Annotated in this window: 12 protein-coding genes; all 12 read left to right on the plus strand. The window is 58.0% G+C overall.

Annotation, left to right across the window (positions count from 1 at the left end; genetic code table 11):
• The first annotated feature begins 2 nt into the window (after positions 1 to 2).
• From icmH to HW452_RS14515, 12 genes are read left to right on the plus strand one after another with little or no spacing between them, the layout of a single operon-like run.
• A complete protein-coding gene (icmH, locus tag HW452_RS14460; RefSeq protein ID WP_224106802.1) occupies positions 3 to 845 on the plus strand; it encodes a type IVB secretion system protein IcmH/DotU in 843 nt (280 codons plus the stop codon).
• Positions 846 to 853: 8 nt separating this feature from the next.
• Positions 854 to 3,508, plus strand: a complete 2,655-nt coding sequence (gene tssH / locus HW452_RS14465) for a type VI secretion system ATPase TssH (protein ID WP_224106803.1) — start codon at positions 854 to 856, stop codon at positions 3,506 to 3,508.
• A gap of 3 nt (positions 3,509 to 3,511) precedes the next feature.
• Positions 3,512 to 5,116, plus strand: coding sequence for a sigma-54 interaction domain-containing protein (locus HW452_RS14470; protein ID WP_224106804.1), 1,605 nt, complete (start codon positions 3,512 to 3,514; stop codon positions 5,114 to 5,116).
• Complete coding sequence (vasI, locus tag HW452_RS14475; RefSeq protein ID WP_224106805.1) at positions 5,113 to 5,766, plus strand: type VI secretion system-associated protein VasI; 654 nt, start codon at positions 5,113 to 5,115, stop codon at positions 5,764 to 5,766. The genes HW452_RS14470 and vasI overlap by 4 nt, the downstream gene beginning before the upstream one ends.
• Positions 5,767 to 5,776: 10 nt before the next feature.
• Positions 5,777 to 7,240, plus strand: coding sequence for a type VI secretion system protein TssA (gene tssA, locus HW452_RS14480; protein WP_224106806.1), 1,464 nt, complete (start codon positions 5,777 to 5,779; stop codon positions 7,238 to 7,240).
• A 37-nt stretch (positions 7,241 to 7,277) separates the two neighbouring features.
• Positions 7,278 to 10,925: a type VI secretion system membrane subunit TssM gene (gene tssM / locus HW452_RS14485; protein ID WP_224106807.1), complete on the plus strand. Its 3,648-nt coding sequence runs from the start codon at positions 7,278 to 7,280 to the stop codon at positions 10,923 to 10,925.
• Positions 10,909 to 11,496, plus strand: coding sequence for a GNAT family N-acetyltransferase (locus tag HW452_RS14490; RefSeq protein ID WP_224106808.1), 588 nt, complete (start codon positions 10,909 to 10,911; stop codon positions 11,494 to 11,496). The genes tssM and HW452_RS14490 overlap by 17 nt, the downstream gene beginning before the upstream one ends.
• A 36-nt stretch (positions 11,497 to 11,532) precedes the next feature.
• Positions 11,533 to 11,850 (plus strand): type VI secretion system PAAR protein, encoded by a 318-nt coding sequence (locus tag HW452_RS14495; RefSeq protein WP_224106823.1) that lies wholly within the window; start codon positions 11,533 to 11,535, stop codon positions 11,848 to 11,850.
• A 1-nt stretch (position 11,851) separates the two neighbouring features.
• Entirely contained in the window at positions 11,852 to 13,939 is a 2,088-nt protein-coding gene (locus tag HW452_RS14500; protein WP_224106809.1) for a type VI secretion system Vgr family protein, read from the plus strand.
• Positions 13,936 to 14,709, plus strand: a complete 774-nt coding sequence (locus tag HW452_RS14505; protein ID WP_224106810.1) for a DUF4123 domain-containing protein — start codon at positions 13,936 to 13,938, stop codon at positions 14,707 to 14,709. Before HW452_RS14500 ends, HW452_RS14505 begins: the two co-directional genes overlap by 4 nt.
• Positions 14,706 to 18,251, plus strand: a complete 3,546-nt coding sequence (locus HW452_RS14510) for a toxin VasX (protein WP_224106811.1) — start codon at positions 14,706 to 14,708, stop codon at positions 18,249 to 18,251. Before HW452_RS14505 ends, HW452_RS14510 begins: the two co-directional genes overlap by 4 nt.
• A complete protein-coding gene (locus HW452_RS14515; RefSeq protein WP_224106812.1) occupies positions 18,244 to 19,239 on the plus strand; it encodes a hypothetical protein in 996 nt (331 codons plus the stop codon). Before HW452_RS14510 ends, HW452_RS14515 begins: the two co-directional genes overlap by 8 nt.
• The last annotated feature ends 168 nt before the right edge of the window (positions 19,240 to 19,407 follow it).

Here is a 19,407-nt window from a genome sequence, read left to right on the forward strand (position 1 = left end):
CCATGCAACATCTCGTCACCGATGGGCAAGGCTCGACACGTGGCCGCACAGCGCCACATAAGATGCGTCACGAAGACCTCATCAACGAGCGCGGCCTTGAGCATCTCATCCATAGCCACGCCGAACAGCTCGATGCTGACGAAGACTACTGGTTCCGGCTGCGGGGGCACAACCTCAACCCCTTGGTGGATGCCGCCAGCAGCCTGCTGGGCATGGTGGTTCGTGTTCGCCAGCTCGACAGCGCAGGCGATGTCGAGCGCCTCTACCGCCAGGTGGTCGATGAAATTGCCGCCATCGAGATCGAGCTGACCGAACAGGGCTACGACCGTGCCACGCTGCTCGCCTACCGCTATGTACTCTGCTCGTTTATCGATGAAGCGGTCATGGGCATGCCCTGGGGGCGGCAAAGCAAGTGGGCTGAACACTCGCTGCTGACCCGGTTTCATAACGAAACCTGGGGCGGGGAAAAGGTGTTCTCCATCCTGGCGCGCCTGCAGCAGGAACCCCAGCGCTATCGAGACATGCTCGCCTTTATTTACCTGTGCCTGTGTCTTGGGTTCGAGGGCCGTTATCGCGTCATGTCTCACGGGCGCGATGAGTATGAGCAGATTGTTCGTGCCTTGGGGGATCAGCTTTCATCGCTTGAACAGCCCGCTGAAGACACCCTGACGCAGCCGCTCAAGAACGTGGTGCAGGGACGTTCGCAGCGCACGGCCAGCTTCCCGACCTGGGGCATCTTTGCGCTGTTCACTCTGGCCATGGTGGCGGTATATCTGGGCTTCTCCTGGTCGCTCGATCAGCAGGCCGAACAGATCACCACGCTTCTCAACCAACTTTATCGCTAGGAGTTACCATGCTCAGGGTAGAGCTACCGGCACTTATTGATCGTCTTAATACCATTGCTCGCCAGGGGCTCGAGCAAGCGGCCGTGCTATGCGCCCAGCAGCAGGCGCCTGAGGTTACCGCCGGGCACCTGCTTCAGGCACTGCTCGACCAGCCGCTGTGTGACGTGCGCTGCATCTGTGACACCCTTGAGATCGATACGGCTGCCTTGCGCGCGCAGTTGGCTGAAGAGACGCGCCCGCCGCGCAACCTGGAAGTAGCGACTCCCAGCTTTTCACCGCTGCTGGTCGAGCTGCTCCAGGATGCATGGCTTTTGGCATCCACTGAGTATCAGCATCAAACCTTGCGCAGTGGCGCCATATTTACCGCGCTCTTGCACAACCCGGAGCGCTATCTGGGCGCCGGTTCGGTACGGCTGCTTGCCGAGATCAACCGGGAAAACCTGCGCCGCCATCTTGATCGCCTGACCGCTGATTCGGCAGAAGCACCTAAGGAAGCTGACGCCAACGCCCAGCGTACTGGCGCGTCTGGCCCAAGTGATGACAGCGCGCTTGGCCGCTTTGCCACCTCGCTGACCGAACAGGCGCGCAACGGCGAGCTGGACCCGGTGCTTGGCCGTGATCCTGAAATCGACCAGATGCTCGATATCCTGGGACGCCGGCGAAAGAACAACCCTATCGTGATCGGCGATGCCGGCGTTGGTAAAAGCGCTGTGGTGGAAGGGCTGGCTGCTCGTATCGTGGCAGGCCAGGTGCCCAGCGCACTGGCTGGTGTCGAACTGTTGACGCTGGACCTGGGCGCTCTGCAGGCAGGGGCGGCCGTAAAGGGCGAGTTCGAAAAACGCCTCAAGGCGGTGATCGATGAAGTCAAGAACGCCCCGCGCCCGACGCTGCTGTTCATCGATGAAGCGCATACGCTGATCGGTGCGGGTAACCAGGAGGGCGGGGGCGACGCTGCCAATCTGCTGAAGCCGGCGCTGGCGCGAGGCGAGCTGCGCACGATTGCTGCAACCACCTGGCGCGAGTACAAGAAGTACTTCGAGAAGGACCCGGCGCTTTCGCGGCGTTTCCAGCCCGTGGCGCTTTCCGAACCCAGTGTCGAGCAGGCGCTGATGATTCTGCGCGGGCTGCGGGACGTGTATGAGCGCGCTCATGGCGTACTCATCGGTGATAGCGGCCTGCGCGCTGCAGCGTCGCTTTCCGCCCGCTACCTGGCCGGACGCCAACTGCCCGACAAGGCCATCGACGTGCTGGATACGGCGTGTACGCGCTTGGCACAAGCGCTGGATACACCGCCGCGCAAGCTGAGTCACCTGCAGAGCGAACACACCGCGGCTCTGCGCGAACGCGATCAGCTGGCCCGCGAACAGCTGCTGGGCCGTGAGCCGGATGCCTCGACGAGCCAGGCACTCAGCGAACGCCTGGCCGCACTAGAAGCTGAACTCGCCACCCTGGAAGCTGCCTGGCAGGAACAGCGTGAATGCGTCGATGCCATTGTCGCGCTGCACCGCCAACTGCTGGATGCCGATGCCGATGTCGCAAGCGAAAGCGACCAAGACGATGAGCAGCCGACAGAGCCGCGCTCGCCCGAACAGCTACACGCCGAGCTTGCCGAGCGCGAGCAGCAGCTGATGCGCCTGCAGCAGTCCCATGCGCTGGTGAATCCAAGCGTCGAAGAGGCCCAGGTTGCCCAGGTCATCGGCGACTGGACGGGCGTACCGGTCGAGCGCATGACCAGCGACGAGCTGACGCGCCTGACCGAACTCCCCACCCATCTGGGCAGCTTGATCAAGGGGCAGGGCATCGCGATCGAGCGGGTGCATCGTCACCTGCTGACCGCGCGTGCGGACCTGCGCCGCCCGGGACGCCCGTTGGGCGCTTTCCTGCTGGTTGGTCCAAGCGGCGTGGGCAAGACGGAAACCGTGGTGCAGATTGCCGAGCAGCTATACGGCGGCCGTCAGTTTTTGACCACCATCAACATGTCCGAGTATCAGGAGAAGCATACGGTCTCCCGGCTGATCGGCTCGCCCCCGGGGTACGTCGGGTTTGGCGAGGGCGGGCTGCTGACCGAAGCCATCCGTCAACGCCCTTACTCAGTGGTGTTGCTGGATGAAGTGGAGAAAGCCCATCCTGATGTGCTGAATCTTTTCTATCAGGCGTTCGACAAGGGCGAGCTTGCCGATGGCGAAGGGCGGCTGATCGATTGCAAGAACGTGCTGTTCTTCCTCACCTCCAACCTGGGTTACGAGGCGATCGTTGCCCACGGTGAAGATGCCGCTGCCCTGGATGAAGCGCTCTATCCTGTTCTTGCTGACTTCTTCAAGCCCGCACTGTTGGCGCGCATGGAAGTGGTGCCTTACCTGCCGCTCGATGGCGATACGCTGCGTGATATCGTCAAGGCCAAGCTCACGACACTGGCCACACGCATCCGTGAACGCCATCGCCAGGCCGAGGTAGTGCTGGAAGACGCCCTGGCCGAAGCCATATGTGCACGGGCCACGCGCAGCGAAAACGGCGCGCGCATGCTGGAATCGGTCATCGATGGCGAATTGCTGCCGCCGCTTTCAAGGGCACTGCTTGAGCGCATGGCGCGTCGCGAGACGGTCTCCAGTGTGGTGCTGGGAGTCGACCCCCAGGACGGCACCTTCACTGCAGAGGTTGCCTGACCCATGACGCCGCCCGTTGCCCCTACTGCCGAAAGCCCGGCGCTATCCGTCGAGCTTTCGTCCATGCCATTGGCGCTGACCCTGGTGGAGAGCCACTGTGCGGCGGCGCTACGTCAGCGCTCGTCGACGCTGTTAAAGCGTCATCTGGGGCTTGCGCTGGCGGAGTGCCTTTACATCGATGGCAGTGGGCGCTGGCTAGGCCGTGATGGTGATGAGGGCCAGTTCGACTGCGGTGATTTTCATCACCCTTATGCCCACGTTATCCGCAGTGGCAAGCCGCTGACACTGAGTGTTGCCGATGCACGTATTCGCCTGGATCATCCCGGCTTCCAGGCTCAGGTAGCATCGCTTGGGGCCGCGCTGCACCTTCACATTCGACCGCTGCGCGGGGTCGATGGTCGGCGTGAATGGCTCGGAGTGATGCTGCTGGCAGGAACGCCGACAAGACTTTCGGTGTTGGCGGAAGACCCGGGCATGGCAGCGTTTGAAGCGCTGCTGTGCCGGCTATGGATGCGTCTTGCCCGCGAGCAGGGCGAGCGGCACCGCTCGCGGATTCTGCAGGACTCCCTGGCCAAGCTCAACGATGGCACGCGGCGCCAGGCACTGGCTGACCAATTGGCCGAGGATCTGCTCGGCCAATCTGCCGCCATGCAGGCCCTGCGCCGACATATCGTACGGGCGGCAGAAACCAACCTGGCGGTACTGTTACAAGGCGAAACCGGAACCGGCAAGGATCGGGTGGCGCGCGCCATGCATCAACTATCGGCGCGGGCGAAAGGTCCTTTCATGGCGATCAACTGCGCCGCGATTCCCGAAGCGCTGCTGGAATCCGAATTGTTTGGGCATGGCAAGGGCGCTTTTTCAGGGGCGGATCACGCCCGCGAAGGGCTTATCAGTCAGGCCGATGGCGGCACTCTGTTTCTCGATGAGATCGGCGACATGCCGCTGGCGCTGCAGGCCAAGCTGCTGCGCGTACTCGAAAGCGGCCGCTATCGCCCGCTGGGGGAAAACGAGGAGCGCTGTGCCGACCTGCGCGTGGTAGCGGCAACGCATCAGCCGTTACGAGAGCAGATCAAGGAGCAGCGATTTCGTGCTGATCTCTACTACCGTCTGGGGCAATTCCCAATCACCCTGCCACCCTTGAGCGAACGCCGGGACGATATTGCCCAACTGGCGCAGTCTTTCATCACCGATTTCTGCGCACGGGAAGGGCGCGACGAGATGGGCATCACGCCCGCCGCGCTGCGCCTGCTTTACCGCCGGGACTATCCAGGCAACGTACGCGAGCTTAAGAACGTGATCGATTACGCCTGTGCGATGACACCCCATGGCGCTGACATCGACACCTATCTGCTGCCCGGCGAACAGAAAAGTCAGATGGCAGGCAACCGCCTGGAGGACGTGGCGGCGCCGGCGGAAGAGATACCGCTTGCACTGCCGAGCGACATCGATGACTTACGCCAGACGATGCGCGATATCGAATCCACCATTATTCGCCAGCGATTGCGCCTGTTCGGGGGCAATCGCGCCCAGGCAGCGCAAAGTCTCGGGCTACCCAAGCGAACGCTGGCCCATAAATGTCAGCTACTGGAACTGGATATCAAATGAACGCGATGCTGCTAAAACGCCAGTGGACTATCGGTGGCTTGCTGACGCTCTGCCTGCTGGCCTGCGCGCCTTCCCAGGCCGATGAGCAAGACGCGCGGCTCAAGAGCGCGCAGGCCTGCGCAGAAGAAACTTCTCGTCTGGAGCGCCTGAACTGCTACGACGCGCTCTTTCTGGAAGCCAACGTCAGCGTTGATGACGATGAGCTGCCCGCGCTGTGGCAGGCCATCGAGCGCCAGGAGGCCGCCCGGTCGGATGAAAACGTGGGGCTGATGACGCAAGCCGCCGGGGATAGTGTGCTGATCAGCGTACCGGCGCTTGGCACGACGCCACCAAGGCCGCTCATGGTGATGGCCTGCGAAAGGCTGATCACGCGCTTCCAGCTGCATCTGCCCACGCCTATCAGCGGTGCCCGTGTAGATCTACGGCTCACAGGAGGAGGGCGCACGGTGCAGCAGCAGTGGCGCGTACGCGACGGTGGCCGGGTAGTCAGCGGCGGACGCGGCTTGCCCGCCATCGATACGCTGCGCCAACTGCTGGATGCCGAAGAAGTGACGCTGCAGAGCGACGTCACGGCGCTGGATGGGCTGCGCTTCAACGTGGCGGGTCTGCGCCAAGAAATTGCCCCGCTGCGCGAAGCGTGCCGCTGGTAAGGGAGGTTTCATGCGAATTACTGCCGAGTCACACCTGGCCCCCTTGCTGGCTCCTCTACCCGCCAACGCCGAGGGCGCCTTGGTGGGCGAGCCGGTGGAGGATAGCAACGACTATCTGACGCTGGATGAGGAAATGATGAAGATTGGCTCGCTTCAGCACGCCAATGTGGAGTGGGAGACCGCCGAGACGCTGGCCATCCGTATGCTGAGCGAGCGCAGCAAGGATCTGAAAGTGCTGGGCCATCTGATGCACTGTATGCAGCACGGAGGCAGCGGCGTGCGTTTTGCGCTTTCACTGCGCCTGCTTGCCCGAAGCATCGCCCAGCCCTGGTGGGAGCACGCCTACCCGTTTGCAGGCAAGCGCGGTGCCAAGATGCGTCCGCGGTTGTTTCAACAGCTGATTCAGCGCAGCGTCAAACTCGTATCGACACTCGATTTTCACAATGCCGAGGATGAGTTCGACGCCTGTCAGGCTTCGTTGACCGAACTTGAATATCAGGTGGCCGAGAAGTCGCTGCCGGATGATGCACTGGCTGAACTAAGCCGCCAGCTAAAGGCCAAGCGGCCAACCCAGCAGGCAGCTCAGAGTGCTTCTCAGTCATCGGCTGGCGAGCAAGCGACAGCTCAAAGCCAGCCGGCGGCTCGTCAAGAGCAGGCGGCCGCCACGTCTTCGGCGGCCAAGGCACCGGAGCTGCGCCTTGAGGCGGGCAACGAGCGCTCGAATCGGCAGGCATTGCTCAAGATGGCAGAGTTTCTAAGTGAGCAGTCACCGGGTGAGCCGCTGGCCTACCGCCTGCGTCGCTATGCGGTATGGAGCACGATTCAAGCGCTGCCCTCGGCCAAGGAGAACGGCAAGACCGAGCTTGCGCCGGTATCGGCGGACCGGGTTGCCGATTACCGCGAAGCGCTTTCCAAGGGCGGCGACAATGAGCTGTGGCAGCGTATCGAAAATAGTCTGGCGCTAAGCCCCTACTGGCTGGAAGGCCACCGTCTGAGCGCCGGTCTTGCCAAGCAGCTTGGTCACACCCGCTGCGCCGAGGCGATCCGTGATGAAACGCAGCGGTTCGTGGAGCGTCTGCCGGGTATCGAGGCGCTTACTTTCAATAGCGGCGCTTTATTCGTCGATGAAGAAACGACGCGCTGGCTATACAGCAACGAAAACAGTGGCGGCGCGGCTGGCGGCGGTAGCGAGGCTTGGCATACCGGGCTTGAAGAGGCACGCGAAGCGGTGGCCAAGGGCGATCTCGCCGCCGCGCTCAAGGTGCTCGACCAAGGCTTGAGCAATGCCCGAACGCCGCGAGAAAGCGCGTACTGGCGCCTGGTCAGCGCGGATCTGCTGCAGGAAACCGGGCTTGAAAGCCTGGCGCAGCAGCACTACCGCACGCTGCATCAAACGGTAACGGAACTGGCACTAGAGCAGTGGGAACCCGCGCTGGTATCGCGCCTTAACGCTGCGATTCAGGAAATGCACTGACAACGGTCAATATTAAAGGGACGAGGGATAAAGGCTAATGTGGTCAACCATAACGTCGAAGCTGAGCCGCTGGGTGCCTGGTTTGTCGCGGGCGCAAACAGCAAAGAATCGGGCCAATGCACATGGTAACAAGGCCAAGGGGCTTTTGCGCCTCTCAACGCTGCTGTGGGCAGCGCTGCTGCTCATCCTGGTAGTGGCTATCTGGTGGTGGGGGCCTGGCTGGGAAGTGCGCGGCGTGATGCCGCTGGCACCGCTGACCAACCGCCTGCTGGCAACCCTTGCAGTCGTCACGGTAGTGGCGGTTATCTGGGGAGTACGCCTTGCCCGGCGCCTGCGCGCTCTGGATGATGAGCGCCAGTTGGAAGAGTCGCGCCTGCAGGACCCTATCATGTCCCAGGTGGAGCGCCAGGAAGACTCGCTCAATCAGGTCCTTACTGAGCTGACCGACAGCCTGGGTGGCAGCAACAGCCGTTATCGCCTGCCCTGGTACCTGGTAATGGGCGTCGAGAACGCTGGCAAGACCAGCCTGATCAACCGCTCCGGCCAGAACTTCGCCCTGACCCACGTCATGAAGGCCTCGGGCCAGAGCAGCAAGCAGGGCCAGCTTGGCTTTGACTGGTGGATCGGTGACAAGGCGGTGCTGATCGACCCGGATGGCGAGCTTCTGACTCAGGGCGCGATGGAAGGTGGTGAGCCCCAGGAACTGCAGCGCCGACTGTGGGACCACTTCGTCGGCTGGCTGGAGCATAATCGCCCCCAGCGCCCGTTGGATGGCGTGGTGCTGGTACTGGACCTTGCCCGCCTGAGCCATGCCCAGGTAGCCGTTCGCAAGGCCTACTCGGCGCTGCTGCGCAGCCGTCTGCGTGAGCTGATGGAGCGCCACGGCACCCGCCTGCCGGTTTACGTCACATTCAGCAAGATGGACCTGCTGCACGGTTTTGATGACTTCTTCCGCCACTACTCCCGCGCAGCCCGCCGGGCGCCGCTAGGCTTCACGTTCACTCCGGCGTCCATGAATACCCCTGGCAAGTGGGAAGCGGAATTCGAAGCCGATTACGACGCTATGCTGGCGCGCTTGAATCAGTTGATGCCTACCATGCTTTCCGAATGCCGCGACCGTGAGGAGCGCGAGTCGGTGTTTCGTTTTGTACGCCAGTTGGCAGGGCTGCGTGAGGTGCTGTTTGGCTTTTTGACCGAAGCGCTCTCCAGCGACCGCTTTTCAACGGCGGCCATGGTGCGCGGTACCTATTTCACCTCGGTGTACCAGCAGGGCGTGCCGGAAGACCCGTTCGTGGATGCCGCGGCACGGCGCTATGGGATGGATGACAGCGTTCAACCCGCCCACCGGGCCACGCGCAGCGCGCTCTACTTTACCGAAGAGCTGTTCGAGAAGGTCATTTACCCCGAAGCGGGTCTGGCTGGCGACAACACCCGCGTGACCCAGCGGCGCCAGCGCGTGCGCAAGGCAAGCCTGGCGGCGTGCTTGGTGCTGGGCGTTATTCTGGTCGGCGGATGGACGCACTTCTATCAGAAGAACAGCGTGTCGCTTGCCGCGGTTGAGCAGCGTGCGGAAACGTTCCTGGCCACTCAGCCGGAGGCGTTCCAGAGCGATGACCCCACCGGTTTTGAACTTCTCGACCCGCTCGACCGGCTGCGCCATGCCCTGGAAACCTTTGACGGATACCGCACACATACGCCGTATCTGGCGGACATGGGGCTGTATCAAGGCCATGTGATTGGTGCCCAGGTGGAGCGTGCCTATCTTGCCATGCTGGAGCGACAGTTCCTGCCGGCGCTGATGATCGGCATCATGGACGACATGAACCGCGCCGAAGACGGCAGCAACGCCAAGCTTTCGCTATTGCGCGTGCTGCGCATGATGTCGGATGCCAGCGGCCGCCAGCCGGAGCGCGTCGAACGCTTCATGGCCCAACGCTGGCAGGGTTACTTCCCCCAGCAAGGTGAGGTTCAGCGGCGCCTGTTGATGCACTTGGATTACGCACTCGAGCATAGCGACCTGGAAGGCCGCATTGCCGAAGGCAGCCCGAGTGCCGAGCGGGCCATGGCACCGCTTCAGGGAAGCATCGCCGCCGCCCAGCAGGAGCTTTCGCGTCAACCTATCGATGAGCGCGTCTACGCCGCCTTGAAGGCTGCTGGAAACCGCCAGGGTGAGCCGCTGGATCTACGCCGCAGCGTGGGCACGCTGTTCAATACCGTGTTCATGTCGCGCAACGATGACCCGGAGAATGTACGCCTGCCGCACCTGCTCACCCGCGACGGCTTCGAGAACTACTTCCTCCAGGAGCTCGACCGCGCTACAGAGCTTGCCCTGATCGATGCCTGGGTGCTCGGCCAGCGCGACAACATCAACTTCAGCGAAGCCGACCGGCAGCAGCTGCAGGCGGCACTGCGCGAGCACTACGTGGCGGATTACCATGCCAGTTGGCGTGATGCCCTGCGCGATACCCAGCTGGTGCCGCTGCCGGATATCCATCAGGCCATCGTGGTGGCGGATGCGCTGGTGGGCAGTCAGCGCCCGCTCGACCGGCTGCTGGCCGCGGTGGAGCGCAATACCAGCCTCTACCCGGAACTTCCAGAAGATGACGAGCAGGCTCGCGAAGCGCTGCGCCAATCCCAGCGTTATCAACTGGCATTTGCCATCGAGCAGCCGTTCACGCCGATCAATCAGCTGAGCCAGGCGCGCAACGACAACCCTTCTTCACTCGAAGAGATCAAGACCGCCGTGACGGCGCTGCGCGATTACCTGATGGAGATCGAAGAGTCGAGCAATGCCGGGCGTGCTGCCTTTGTCAGCGTGCGTGACCGTCTATCGCTGCGCGGCAACGACCCCATCTATAACCTGCAGCGCATTGCCGACAGCACGCCAGAGCCGGTGGGCCGCATGCTGCATAACCTGGCTGACCAGAGCTGGCAGCTGATGATGGCCAGCGCCACGCGCCACCTTGAAAGCCAGTGGCTGGATGACGTGGTCGCACCCTACCAGGAGCGCCTGGCAGGCCGTTACCCGCTGGCGCCCAATGCCACGCAAGAAGTGGCGCTGAGTGATTTCGAGGACTTCTTCGCCCCGGGCGGCACGCTGGATACCTTCTACCAGGATAGCCTGCAGCCTTTTATCGAAGGCGCGCCTGAGTACCTGGTGGATGCCGACGGCAATTCGCTGCTGCGCGATAGCCTCTACACCGCCATTCAGCAGGCCGAGCAGATTCGGCGCGCCTACTTCAGCCGTGACGGCGCGCTGGACGTGGAGTTTGCCCTTGAACCCGTCAGCCTGTCGCCGGACAAGCGTCGCAGCGTGATCAGCGTGGACGGCCAACTGATCGAGTATGCCCACAGTGCCAGCCAGCGAGTGTCGATGATCTGGCCAAACGCGCTGCGTGGCGGGACGGAAAGCCGAATCACCATGGTGCCTAGCGAGGTGAACCGCTCGCCGAGAAGCGTTGCCCAGGATGGCGCCTGGGCGTGGTTTCGACTGCTGGAGCAGGCTGATATCACCAGCGTAAGCGAACGCGAGCTGGAGCTTCGGTTCAACGTTGACGGCGGCACCATGCGCTACCGCCTGTTTGCCAGCGGCGCGCCCAACCCCTTCACGCGTCCGCTGGCCGCAGGCTTCCAACTGCCGTCCGCCCTTTATGCTGAGCGAGGTAGCAATGCTGACCAAACTTAAGCAGCTGTTTATCTCCGATAAAGACAAGCCGGCGGCGCGCCACAAGCGCAAGGGCGCAAAGCGCTCACGCCCACTGATGGACGCGCGCAACGAGGATATCGACAGCTTTATCGAAGCGGTATATCAGGCCGATGCCAAGGGCCACTCCCCTTGGGTGCTGCGCGATAAAAGTGTGCTTGAAACGCTGCGCCGGGCACTTGAATTCACCGTCAATCGCCAAGTATGGATGCAGCGGGAAAATGGCCAGGTGGCCCACTGGCAGGGCCGCCTGCTGGCGCTGCGCCATGGTGATGGCCCGCCGCTGGGTATGGTGCTGGCCTGCCGGCCGGATGATGAAGCCGCCTGGCAGCTCAAGTTTTTCTACATCAGCCGGGAGTGGAAGGGCAGCGGCCACGGCACCCGTCTGCTGATGGCGGTGCGGCGAAGCCTAAGTGGGGTGCCGCTGCAAACGCGCCTGCCGCTGGCCTGTCATTCGGCCATCGACAGCCTGGAGGCGGCGGGCTTCAGCCGCCAGTACGTGGATGCCCTGGAAGTGGCGAGTTACGAAGCCCCCGCCCAGTGGGATGAGTAACCCGTCAGCACAACACGAAAGCGACAAGCAGGACGAATACGCGGAACCGGAACAGGAGCAGCGACAATGGGCCAGAAATTTGTACTCGTAGGCGATATGGGAACCGACCACGATGGCTTTCCCCCGACGCCCGTCACCGCCGGTAGCGGCACGGTGATCATGGATGGCAAGCCGGTGGCCCGGGTGGGCGACCCGTTAGAGCCCCACGACAAGCCCAATCATCCCAAGCACCCGCGCGCGATTGCTCAAGGCTCCGGCACGATTTTGGTTGACGGCAAGCCGGTGGCTTTAACCGGCCACGCGGTCGATTGTGGCGGCGTGGTGATTGGTTCCGGTTCAGGAGAGGGCAGTTAAGATGGCAAGCACCGGACTGCAATTCACCCTCACGCTAACCGGCGTTGACGATATCGCGGTCATCGACTTTACCCACCGCGAAGCGCTCTCCCAGCCCTTCGAGCTGGTACTCAACCTGGCCAGCCGCGACGGCAGCCTGGACGCCGCCGAGCTGCTGGACCACGAAGCCACGCTCACCATCTGGCAGGATGGTGAAGCGCTGCGCCAGGTGCACGGTATCGTCAGCGAGTTTGGCCGCGGCGACCGCGGCCACCGGCGCACCTTCTACTCCCTGGTGCTGCGCCCCGCGCTCTGGCGGCTTTCACTGCGCCACAACTCGCGCATCTTCCAGAAAGTCGACCCGCTCACCATCATCAATACCCTTCTTGATGAGCGCGGGATTACCGACGTGGCCTTTGCCGTTACCCGCGAACTGCCGGAGCGCGAGTACTGCGTGCAGTACCGCGAGACCGACCTGGCGTTTATCGAACGCCTGGCCGCCGAAGAGGGCCTGTTCTACTTCCATGAGTTCGAAGAGAGCGCCCACCGGCTGGTATTTGCCGATGACCCTCAAGTATTGGCGAATTTGGGTGAGCGAACCTACCACAGCCGCGCCGGCGGCACCGCGCCCACGCGCCATGTTCGTAAACTCAGCCACACCGCCCGCGTGGCCGCGGCTACCGCCTCGCTTAAAGACTACAGCTTCAAGAACCCGGCCTACGCCCAGCTGCACGAACACCTGGGCCGCGACGTGGACGCCCACGGCCAGCAAACCGACTACGAACACTTCGATTACCCCGGCCGCTACAAGGGGGATGCTTCGGGTAAACCGTTCACCCGCATCCGCCTGGAACAGCTGCGCCGCGACGCGGTCACCGCCAACGCCGAAAGCGACCTGCCGGAACTCGCCCCCGGCGTGCGCTTCAGCCTGACCGATCACGACACGCCAAGCCTCAACCGCGACTGGCAGGTGGTAGCCGTACACCACACCGGCGAACAGCCCCAGGCGCTGGAAGAAGATGGCATGACGCACAGCGATGCCAGCGGCATGACCCGTTACGCCAACCAGGTCACCCTCATGCCCGGCGACGCCCCCTGGCGCGCCACGCCCAACCCCAAGCCCCGCGTGGACGGCCCCCAGGTCGCGTTCGTGGTCGGCCCGGAAGGCGAGGAGATTCACTGCGACGAGTACGGCCGGGTGAAGGTCCAGTTCCCCTGGGACCGCTACGCCGAACCCAATGACACCGCCAGCTGCTGGGTGCGCGTGGCCCAGGGCTGGGCCGGTGGCGGCTACGGCAGTATTGCCATTCCGCGCATTGGTCACGAAGTGATCGTTTCCTTTCTGGAAGGCGACCCGGACCAGCCGCTGGTCACCGGGCGTACCTATCACGCCGTCAACACCGCCCCGTACCCGCTGCCCGAACACAAGACGCGCACCGTCATTCGCACCCAGAGCCACAAGGCCGAAGGCTTCAACGAACTGCGCTTTGAAGACGAGGCGGGGGAAGAGCAGATCTGGCTCCACGCCCAGAAGGACCTGGAGCTTCTGACGCTCAACGACCGCACTGAAGAGGTCCAGAACGACAGCCACCTCAAGGTGCACAACGACCGCATCAGCGAGATTGACAATGACGACCACCACACGGTGCACGGCAACCGCTACACCCAGGTGAACGGTGATGATCACCTCACCGTGAACGGCACCCGCCACGACCACATCGGCCAGGCGCAGCTGGTGGAAGCCGGGCAGGAGATTCACCACAAGGCGGGCATGAAGGTGGTGATCGAAGCCGGCGCCGAAATCACCCTGAAAGCCGGCGGCAGCTTCCTGAAGATCGACCCCAGCGGCGTCACTATTGTCGGCCCGCAGGTCAAGATCAACTCTGGCGGCAGCCCCGGTTCGGGGAGTGGTCAGGCGGCGCAGGCGCCGCAGTTGCCTGGGCAGGCAACGGCAGAAACACATGAAAATGTCACCTTGGGGCCTGTGTTCGGTAAGCGGCTAGACCAGGCCTTGGCAGATGATATTCCTCTAATTGAACTCTGCCAGTTGCAAAAAGATGGAAGCTGTCCTCTAGCTGACTGCCCCTGCAGAAATAATGCCGCGTCATGAATATCGTCACAGCACCTACATTAGCGAAACTGCTTGCCCGTACCCGTGGGCTGAATCATTGGCTGATATTGGAGGAAACCGGCAAAACGTTATCGACGCTTTATCGTGATTTTGCTCTTACGGATTACGATCTGCTATTCCTTCAAACGCGCTATGCAGAATTTCTGAAACGCAGCCCTGTTGTGGTACCACTACAAGAAGCGACGAAAAATATATTTGATACCTTCGCTACCGATTCAAGGAAAAGTATTGCACCTGGCGTAGTAGTGGCCAGTGCTGCATCGCAGCAAGACGTATTGCATCATTTAAGAAAATGTTTGGAAGTAACCTTTTACGGCAACAGGAAAGGCATGCTGCGTTTTTATCATCCCGATATTGCCGCCGTGCTTTTTACTAAGCCAGAAAACGTCAGTGCCCAATGGTTTGGGCCAATTGAACAATGGATATGGCAAGGTGAAGAAAAGAGTACGTTGCCGACTGCCATTCCACAGTGGCAAGCCTTGCAATCTAATGATCAAACGGCTGCAACAGTTAAAGAAACTGATCGGGTATTGCGCCTTTCAAGGCATCAAGAGCAAGCGCTTGAGCGATATATTCGATTGATGCGAGCTTGGAAACAGTATCGACAGCCTGGAGAGTCGTTAGATGATGTGGCAGTACGCTGTCGCTTCTTGAAAAGCGATATGGCCATGCAAGCGATATACCCAGAACTTTCAACTAAACACCAAATTGAAACACCGGCTAGCTGTACGGCAGGGAGCGAGACATGAGCCAGGAACTGAGCCAGCATAAAGCATGTGAAGAACCTAAACTCTTTATCCAGGTCTTGGGTACGGAGCATCCCGAAGGCCATCGGTTCGTGTTTTTTGACGAAACAGACCAGCAAGAGCAAGTGGCGCTAGTTGAAAGTGTGGAAGAGGAAGATTTACCCAAACCGTTAAGCCGCATTCATAGCTGGGAGTGGGAGACGGAACCTGCGCGTAATGTTTGGTTAGAAATAGACAGCGAAGAGGGTGACTCTATTCAGGTACCTCTATTTCGTGAAGTAGAGGGGACGTCTTGGCAAGAGTCTGAAACCGAAATCGCTTTCCAGCATTATGTCGTACAGCCAGTTATTCCAATGGCTTCCTGGCGTTCTGTACAAGAGGATAGCATTCATGCTTTGCCTAGCCGTCCTGGCTATCTCTACCTGTATTACCAGGAGCGGATCTGGCGAGAAATTGAAATAGGGGTATCAGAAGACGGGGAGTGGCAATTCAAGGATGTACCTCTGGCGTCGTACCGACAAGACGATAATAGCTTTTCAGAAAATGAGAGGCCCCCAACCGGCATTTCGCTAAAAGAGATATGGCTACCTGCCCGCGAGAATCAGCACTGGTTGGCAGGGGAAATAAAAGCAGCTTTTTCTGATGTGCAGTGGTCGGCCGCACGATTGAACTATGTGGAGGCCAACCCCGATGCCTGTGCCCAGCGCTTTCAATCAGTAACGCTAAATGAGCCGCAAGATAATGCTGAGTCAGGATATTTATTTAGTGCCGAACAGCTGCCTCCTCAGCGTGAGCGCACCATGGTACTGGAAGTACAGCTTTCACATCCGCCTATGTGGAGTGAGGACTTGGTAGGGAATACTGTGACTGAGCTCTACCAGTTAGCTAAAGAGGAACAGCAGCAATTCAAGGCGGGCGAAACCGCTATTTCTCAGGAGTGGCTGGGGACGCAACGCGGAGGCAAACCGCTGGATATGGAAGCAGGCCTGCGGGCGGCTGCATGCCAAGATGTCAACGGGTCGAATCTATCAGAGTTGCAAGATGATGAGGAAGGTAACCTTGTATGGGAGAGTCTTCCAGAAGGTAAAGATGTATTTGAGGATGCTCGTCAACGACATATCCCTGGCTTGGTGCTCAATGACCCACTGTTTGATCTTCGTCATGCTCTGAATCAAACCCAGCAGGCGTTTCAATTTCTCTCCTTATGGTTAGAGCAATGTGCGTCGCATCCCCACTACCGCAGTGCGCTGTTGGTTCAGAAGCGCATTCGCCCCAGCACGATAGGTGGGGAAGATAACCCGCTTTATAGCTACGCAAACGAACCCGAATTAAGGGACATGACAGGGCCTTTCCATACCGCCATTGCAACGCTAGCTAGAGCTCAAGCGCATCATATGTGCCAACGTTACCAAAATCACTTGGCTGAGCTGATAGGGCAAGTTCATTGTCAGCATGCGCTTGCAGATTATTTCAGCTTGGAAGGCGCGGATTATATAAGTGGATTTTGCATTGCAGAGCAGTGCTTTACAGCATTAAGTCTGAATTCTCAGCATGCCGACCTATTAGCAAATCAAGAGGATATCGATAACGAAGTAAGTGAAGGATTAAGCTCTGTCCAGCAAACGCTGATTGGTTTGCTAGAGGAAGGTAGCAGCGCACCGCTGCATCGTATGTGCTTCCCTGATACAGCTAGCCATCCTGTCGAAGAGCCTTTCGTATTAGCTGATGAAGAAACCAATGATGGCAGTGGACGTTTTCGGGCTAAAGCTTTGTCAGATGAGAGCCAGCGAGCTGATTCCCCTCCTCTTGAAGGCTTGCAAACCACGGAAGTGTCGTTACTCGCTGCCGCTGCGCGCTTTAATACCGTTGGTGAATTGAATCGCTGGTCAGGCGCAATGGATAACATTTTTGGACGTATTGCTGACAGTGGTAAAAGCGTATTAAGCCAGATAGCCGACCAAGGAGAACGTACGGCAATGGCTGCCAGAATTTACATGCCAGCCTTTAATGCATCACGAGGAGCACTTCATACACTGCTGGGAGATTTGACCTTTCAGCCGCTAGGCAATGTGGATATGAGCCGTTACGCATTACTAGGCGTTGAAGATGTAAGGTCAGGAATGCTATTCGGGCTTGATAGTGCTGATCGTACGTATATTGCGCGTAATAACCATCGTCAATTTTATGGGGAGATATATCGTACTTCTAATGGTGAATTGCTAGGAGGCACCAACCAAAGCCGGTTACGCTCAATAAAAAATATCGGCGAAGCCCGCGAGGTGCGCTTTATTTTTGCCCCCATCGATTCTGAAGCAGCGGAAATGGTTAGACAGGGGCGCGAACGAATTGGTTTTACTGAGCGAGCGATTGGTGCAACACGCCTGCCTTATTTAATGGTTGTTTTCCAGGCGTTAAATTTGGGTCAAAGTAGTGTTGTTTTGTTTGAAAATTATAACCATAAAAAACTATTGGGTGTTGTATCGGCAATAGTAGATTTGGGGTTAGCTTCATTGAATTTGAGCGACTATATGTCACGTCGTTACCAAGTTCCTAAACCTATTGTTAGTGTTAGTGAGTTAAGTCAAAGGGTGGTAATAAAAAATGGTCAAGCTAGTTTTCTAACTCGCTTGTTTCCCAATTTAATTCGCGTGAATTGGGTTTTAGGTAAATTTGCAGGCGTGTTGGCGGCAGGTACAATGGTCTGGGAGTCATTAGAGCGTTTAAAAGAGGGCAACACAGGTGCTGCAATCGCCTATGGAGTCGCAGCTGCCGGTGCGACAATGGTACTCCTTTTTAGCGGTCCAGTTGGCTGGGTGGGATTGGCATTGCTAGTTGGTGGTGCTATCAGCGGTATTGTGCTTACTGATGGGCCAATTAAGCAGTGGCTGAAACATGGCCCTTTTGGTGAACAGCGTGGTTTAGCGCCATGGCTGGAAGACCCTGAAGAAGCTTGTTATCGTCTTGAAAATCTGTTGGCTAATATTACGATTACTGGCCGCCGGATTACTCCACAAGAGCGCACAGCATTAATGGATAAGTTGAGCGCAACCCATAATCAATCTGCACCAACAGCTTATACAATGGGACACGTATGGCGAGAGCAACTCCAACAGCTACAGCATCAGTCTATCAATACTGTGATTGAAGTGCAAAGTTCTTTGCCAGGAATGGGCATTGAGCTACAGGATATTGCTATTATTAAACGTTTGAAAGGAAAAACGCATAATACACCGGCTTCTCAGGGGTGGTCGAAGCAGTCTGAGTTACAAATAACTCCGCTGCTAACAAAAATCTCTAACAACTCAGTTAATTACTTTGTGCATACTCCAGCAGAAGTGCGTGCTTGGGCGAATATTACGGGAACAGCATACCGTTGGGAAGTCCATGTGCAATTTAGGGAAGTAGCACAAATACCCTTTTTATCAACCAATCGTTTTTATCCTGCCCCTAAACCGCTCAAGGCTATGCCAAGCGATATATCAGCCGTTTTTAGTGGTGTATCACTTAATGAAGATTTCTGGGTAAAGGAAGTTTTTGATGTCTAAATATTTTAGAGCCGAAAATTACTACGCTAAGACCTCATATAAGCCTACGAAGCGTGTTTCATGGGAACAAAGCAATCTTGATGTAGGGAATATTAATGCCTTGCGTTTATCCTGGTACCGACGCACTCAGGATAATGGCGCAAGCGATGAGTATGGATATAATAATATTGAAATCTCAGAGCGTTGGGAAAATAAACGTTTGAGCTTAAATGTTGAAGATGATGATATTTTTAGAGCTATAAATGTTCACTATGATAACGATAGAATCATGCCTCCAAATTATAACTTTTTCTCGAAGATTTTATTTATTGCTATGGCATTTGGAAAAGTCGGTTTTTATGTTTTTACAGCAACATTTTTTTTTGTTTTGCTTGTTTTGATAAGCTCTTGGCTCTTTGGTGGTAAAAGTAGTGAGTATTTAATGTCAGCTGTAAAATCTAGTTTTTTATTCTCTTTTTCAATAGTTTTTTTTTCGTTGCTTCTTTGGAAAGGAGGGAGACTACTAGAAAATAAATTTCCGGATATTGTTTATGCTATGCGAAACAAGCCATTATGGCAGCTCAATCGGAAAAACGGTCTATTTATTATCTATGATCCTAAAAAAGCATGGGAAGAACGCCTTTCTGCCCCTTTCTATGAATTTGACGCCTACCTTGAAAGCTCGCCGGATACCCAAGGTAGCCCTACCTATTCACTGATGCTCTATCACCCTGAAACGGGGGTTCGCCAGAAGCTGGATGCGCAGTTCCCGCCTACCAATATGCCCGGCGAATTAGTGGCTGCATGGCAGTTTATCCAGCGTTATATGGATGTTTCCCAGCCATTGCCGGATGTGCCTGCCCTAGAAATACATCGTCATAAAGATCCCACCACAGCAGCAGTAGATAAGCGAAAAGGCAGGAACCCACGCTATTGGCGAGATATGACTGAAGCGGAGGTAGAGAAAATTCAGGAAGAAAAATATCGCAAAAATATTCGTTTGCGGTAGTTTGATAAGCCGAGTAGACAACGTGTATGAGCCCGTAAAGACTATGTATCAAGTCTATCGCTAAGTATTTGTCTTAACGGTCTTGTCTTTTTAGGCGGTAACTATTCTTTAAGACATAATGCTAAGAATATCAGAAATAAGTAACACCGCCTGGATCGGGTTGATGGA

This window comes from Vreelandella aquamarina (genome assembly GCF_020075495.1).
Classification (GTDB): domain Bacteria; phylum Pseudomonadota; class Gammaproteobacteria; order Pseudomonadales; family Halomonadaceae; genus Vreelandella; species Vreelandella aquamarina_A.

Excerpts from the sequence above, each read along its gene's own strand:
- icmH (WP_224106802.1), top strand. The coding sequence starts at position 3 with ATGCAACATCTCGTCACCGATGGGCAAGGCTCGACACGTGGCCGCACA.
- tssH (WP_224106803.1), top strand. The coding sequence starts at position 854 with ATGCTCAGGGTAGAGCTACCGGCACTTATTGATCGTCTTAATACCATT.
- HW452_RS14470 (WP_224106804.1), top strand. The coding sequence starts at position 3,512 with ATGACGCCGCCCGTTGCCCCTACTGCCGAAAGCCCGGCGCTATCCGTC.
- vasI (WP_224106805.1), top strand. The coding sequence starts at position 5,113 with ATGAACGCGATGCTGCTAAAACGCCAGTGGACTATCGGTGGCTTGCTG.
- tssA (WP_224106806.1), top strand. The coding sequence starts at position 5,777 with ATGCGAATTACTGCCGAGTCACACCTGGCCCCCTTGCTGGCTCCTCTA.
- tssM (WP_224106807.1), top strand. The coding sequence starts at position 7,278 with ATGTGGTCAACCATAACGTCGAAGCTGAGCCGCTGGGTGCCTGGTTTG.
- HW452_RS14490 (WP_224106808.1), top strand. The coding sequence starts at position 10,909 with ATGCTGACCAAACTTAAGCAGCTGTTTATCTCCGATAAAGACAAGCCG.
- HW452_RS14500 (WP_224106809.1), top strand. The coding sequence starts at position 11,852 with ATGGCAAGCACCGGACTGCAATTCACCCTCACGCTAACCGGCGTTGAC.
- HW452_RS14505 (WP_224106810.1), top strand. The coding sequence starts at position 13,936 with ATGAATATCGTCACAGCACCTACATTAGCGAAACTGCTTGCCCGTACC.
- HW452_RS14510 (WP_224106811.1), top strand. The coding sequence starts at position 14,706 with ATGAGCCAGGAACTGAGCCAGCATAAAGCATGTGAAGAACCTAAACTC.
- HW452_RS14515 (WP_224106812.1), top strand. The coding sequence starts at position 18,244 with ATGTCTAAATATTTTAGAGCCGAAAATTACTACGCTAAGACCTCATAT.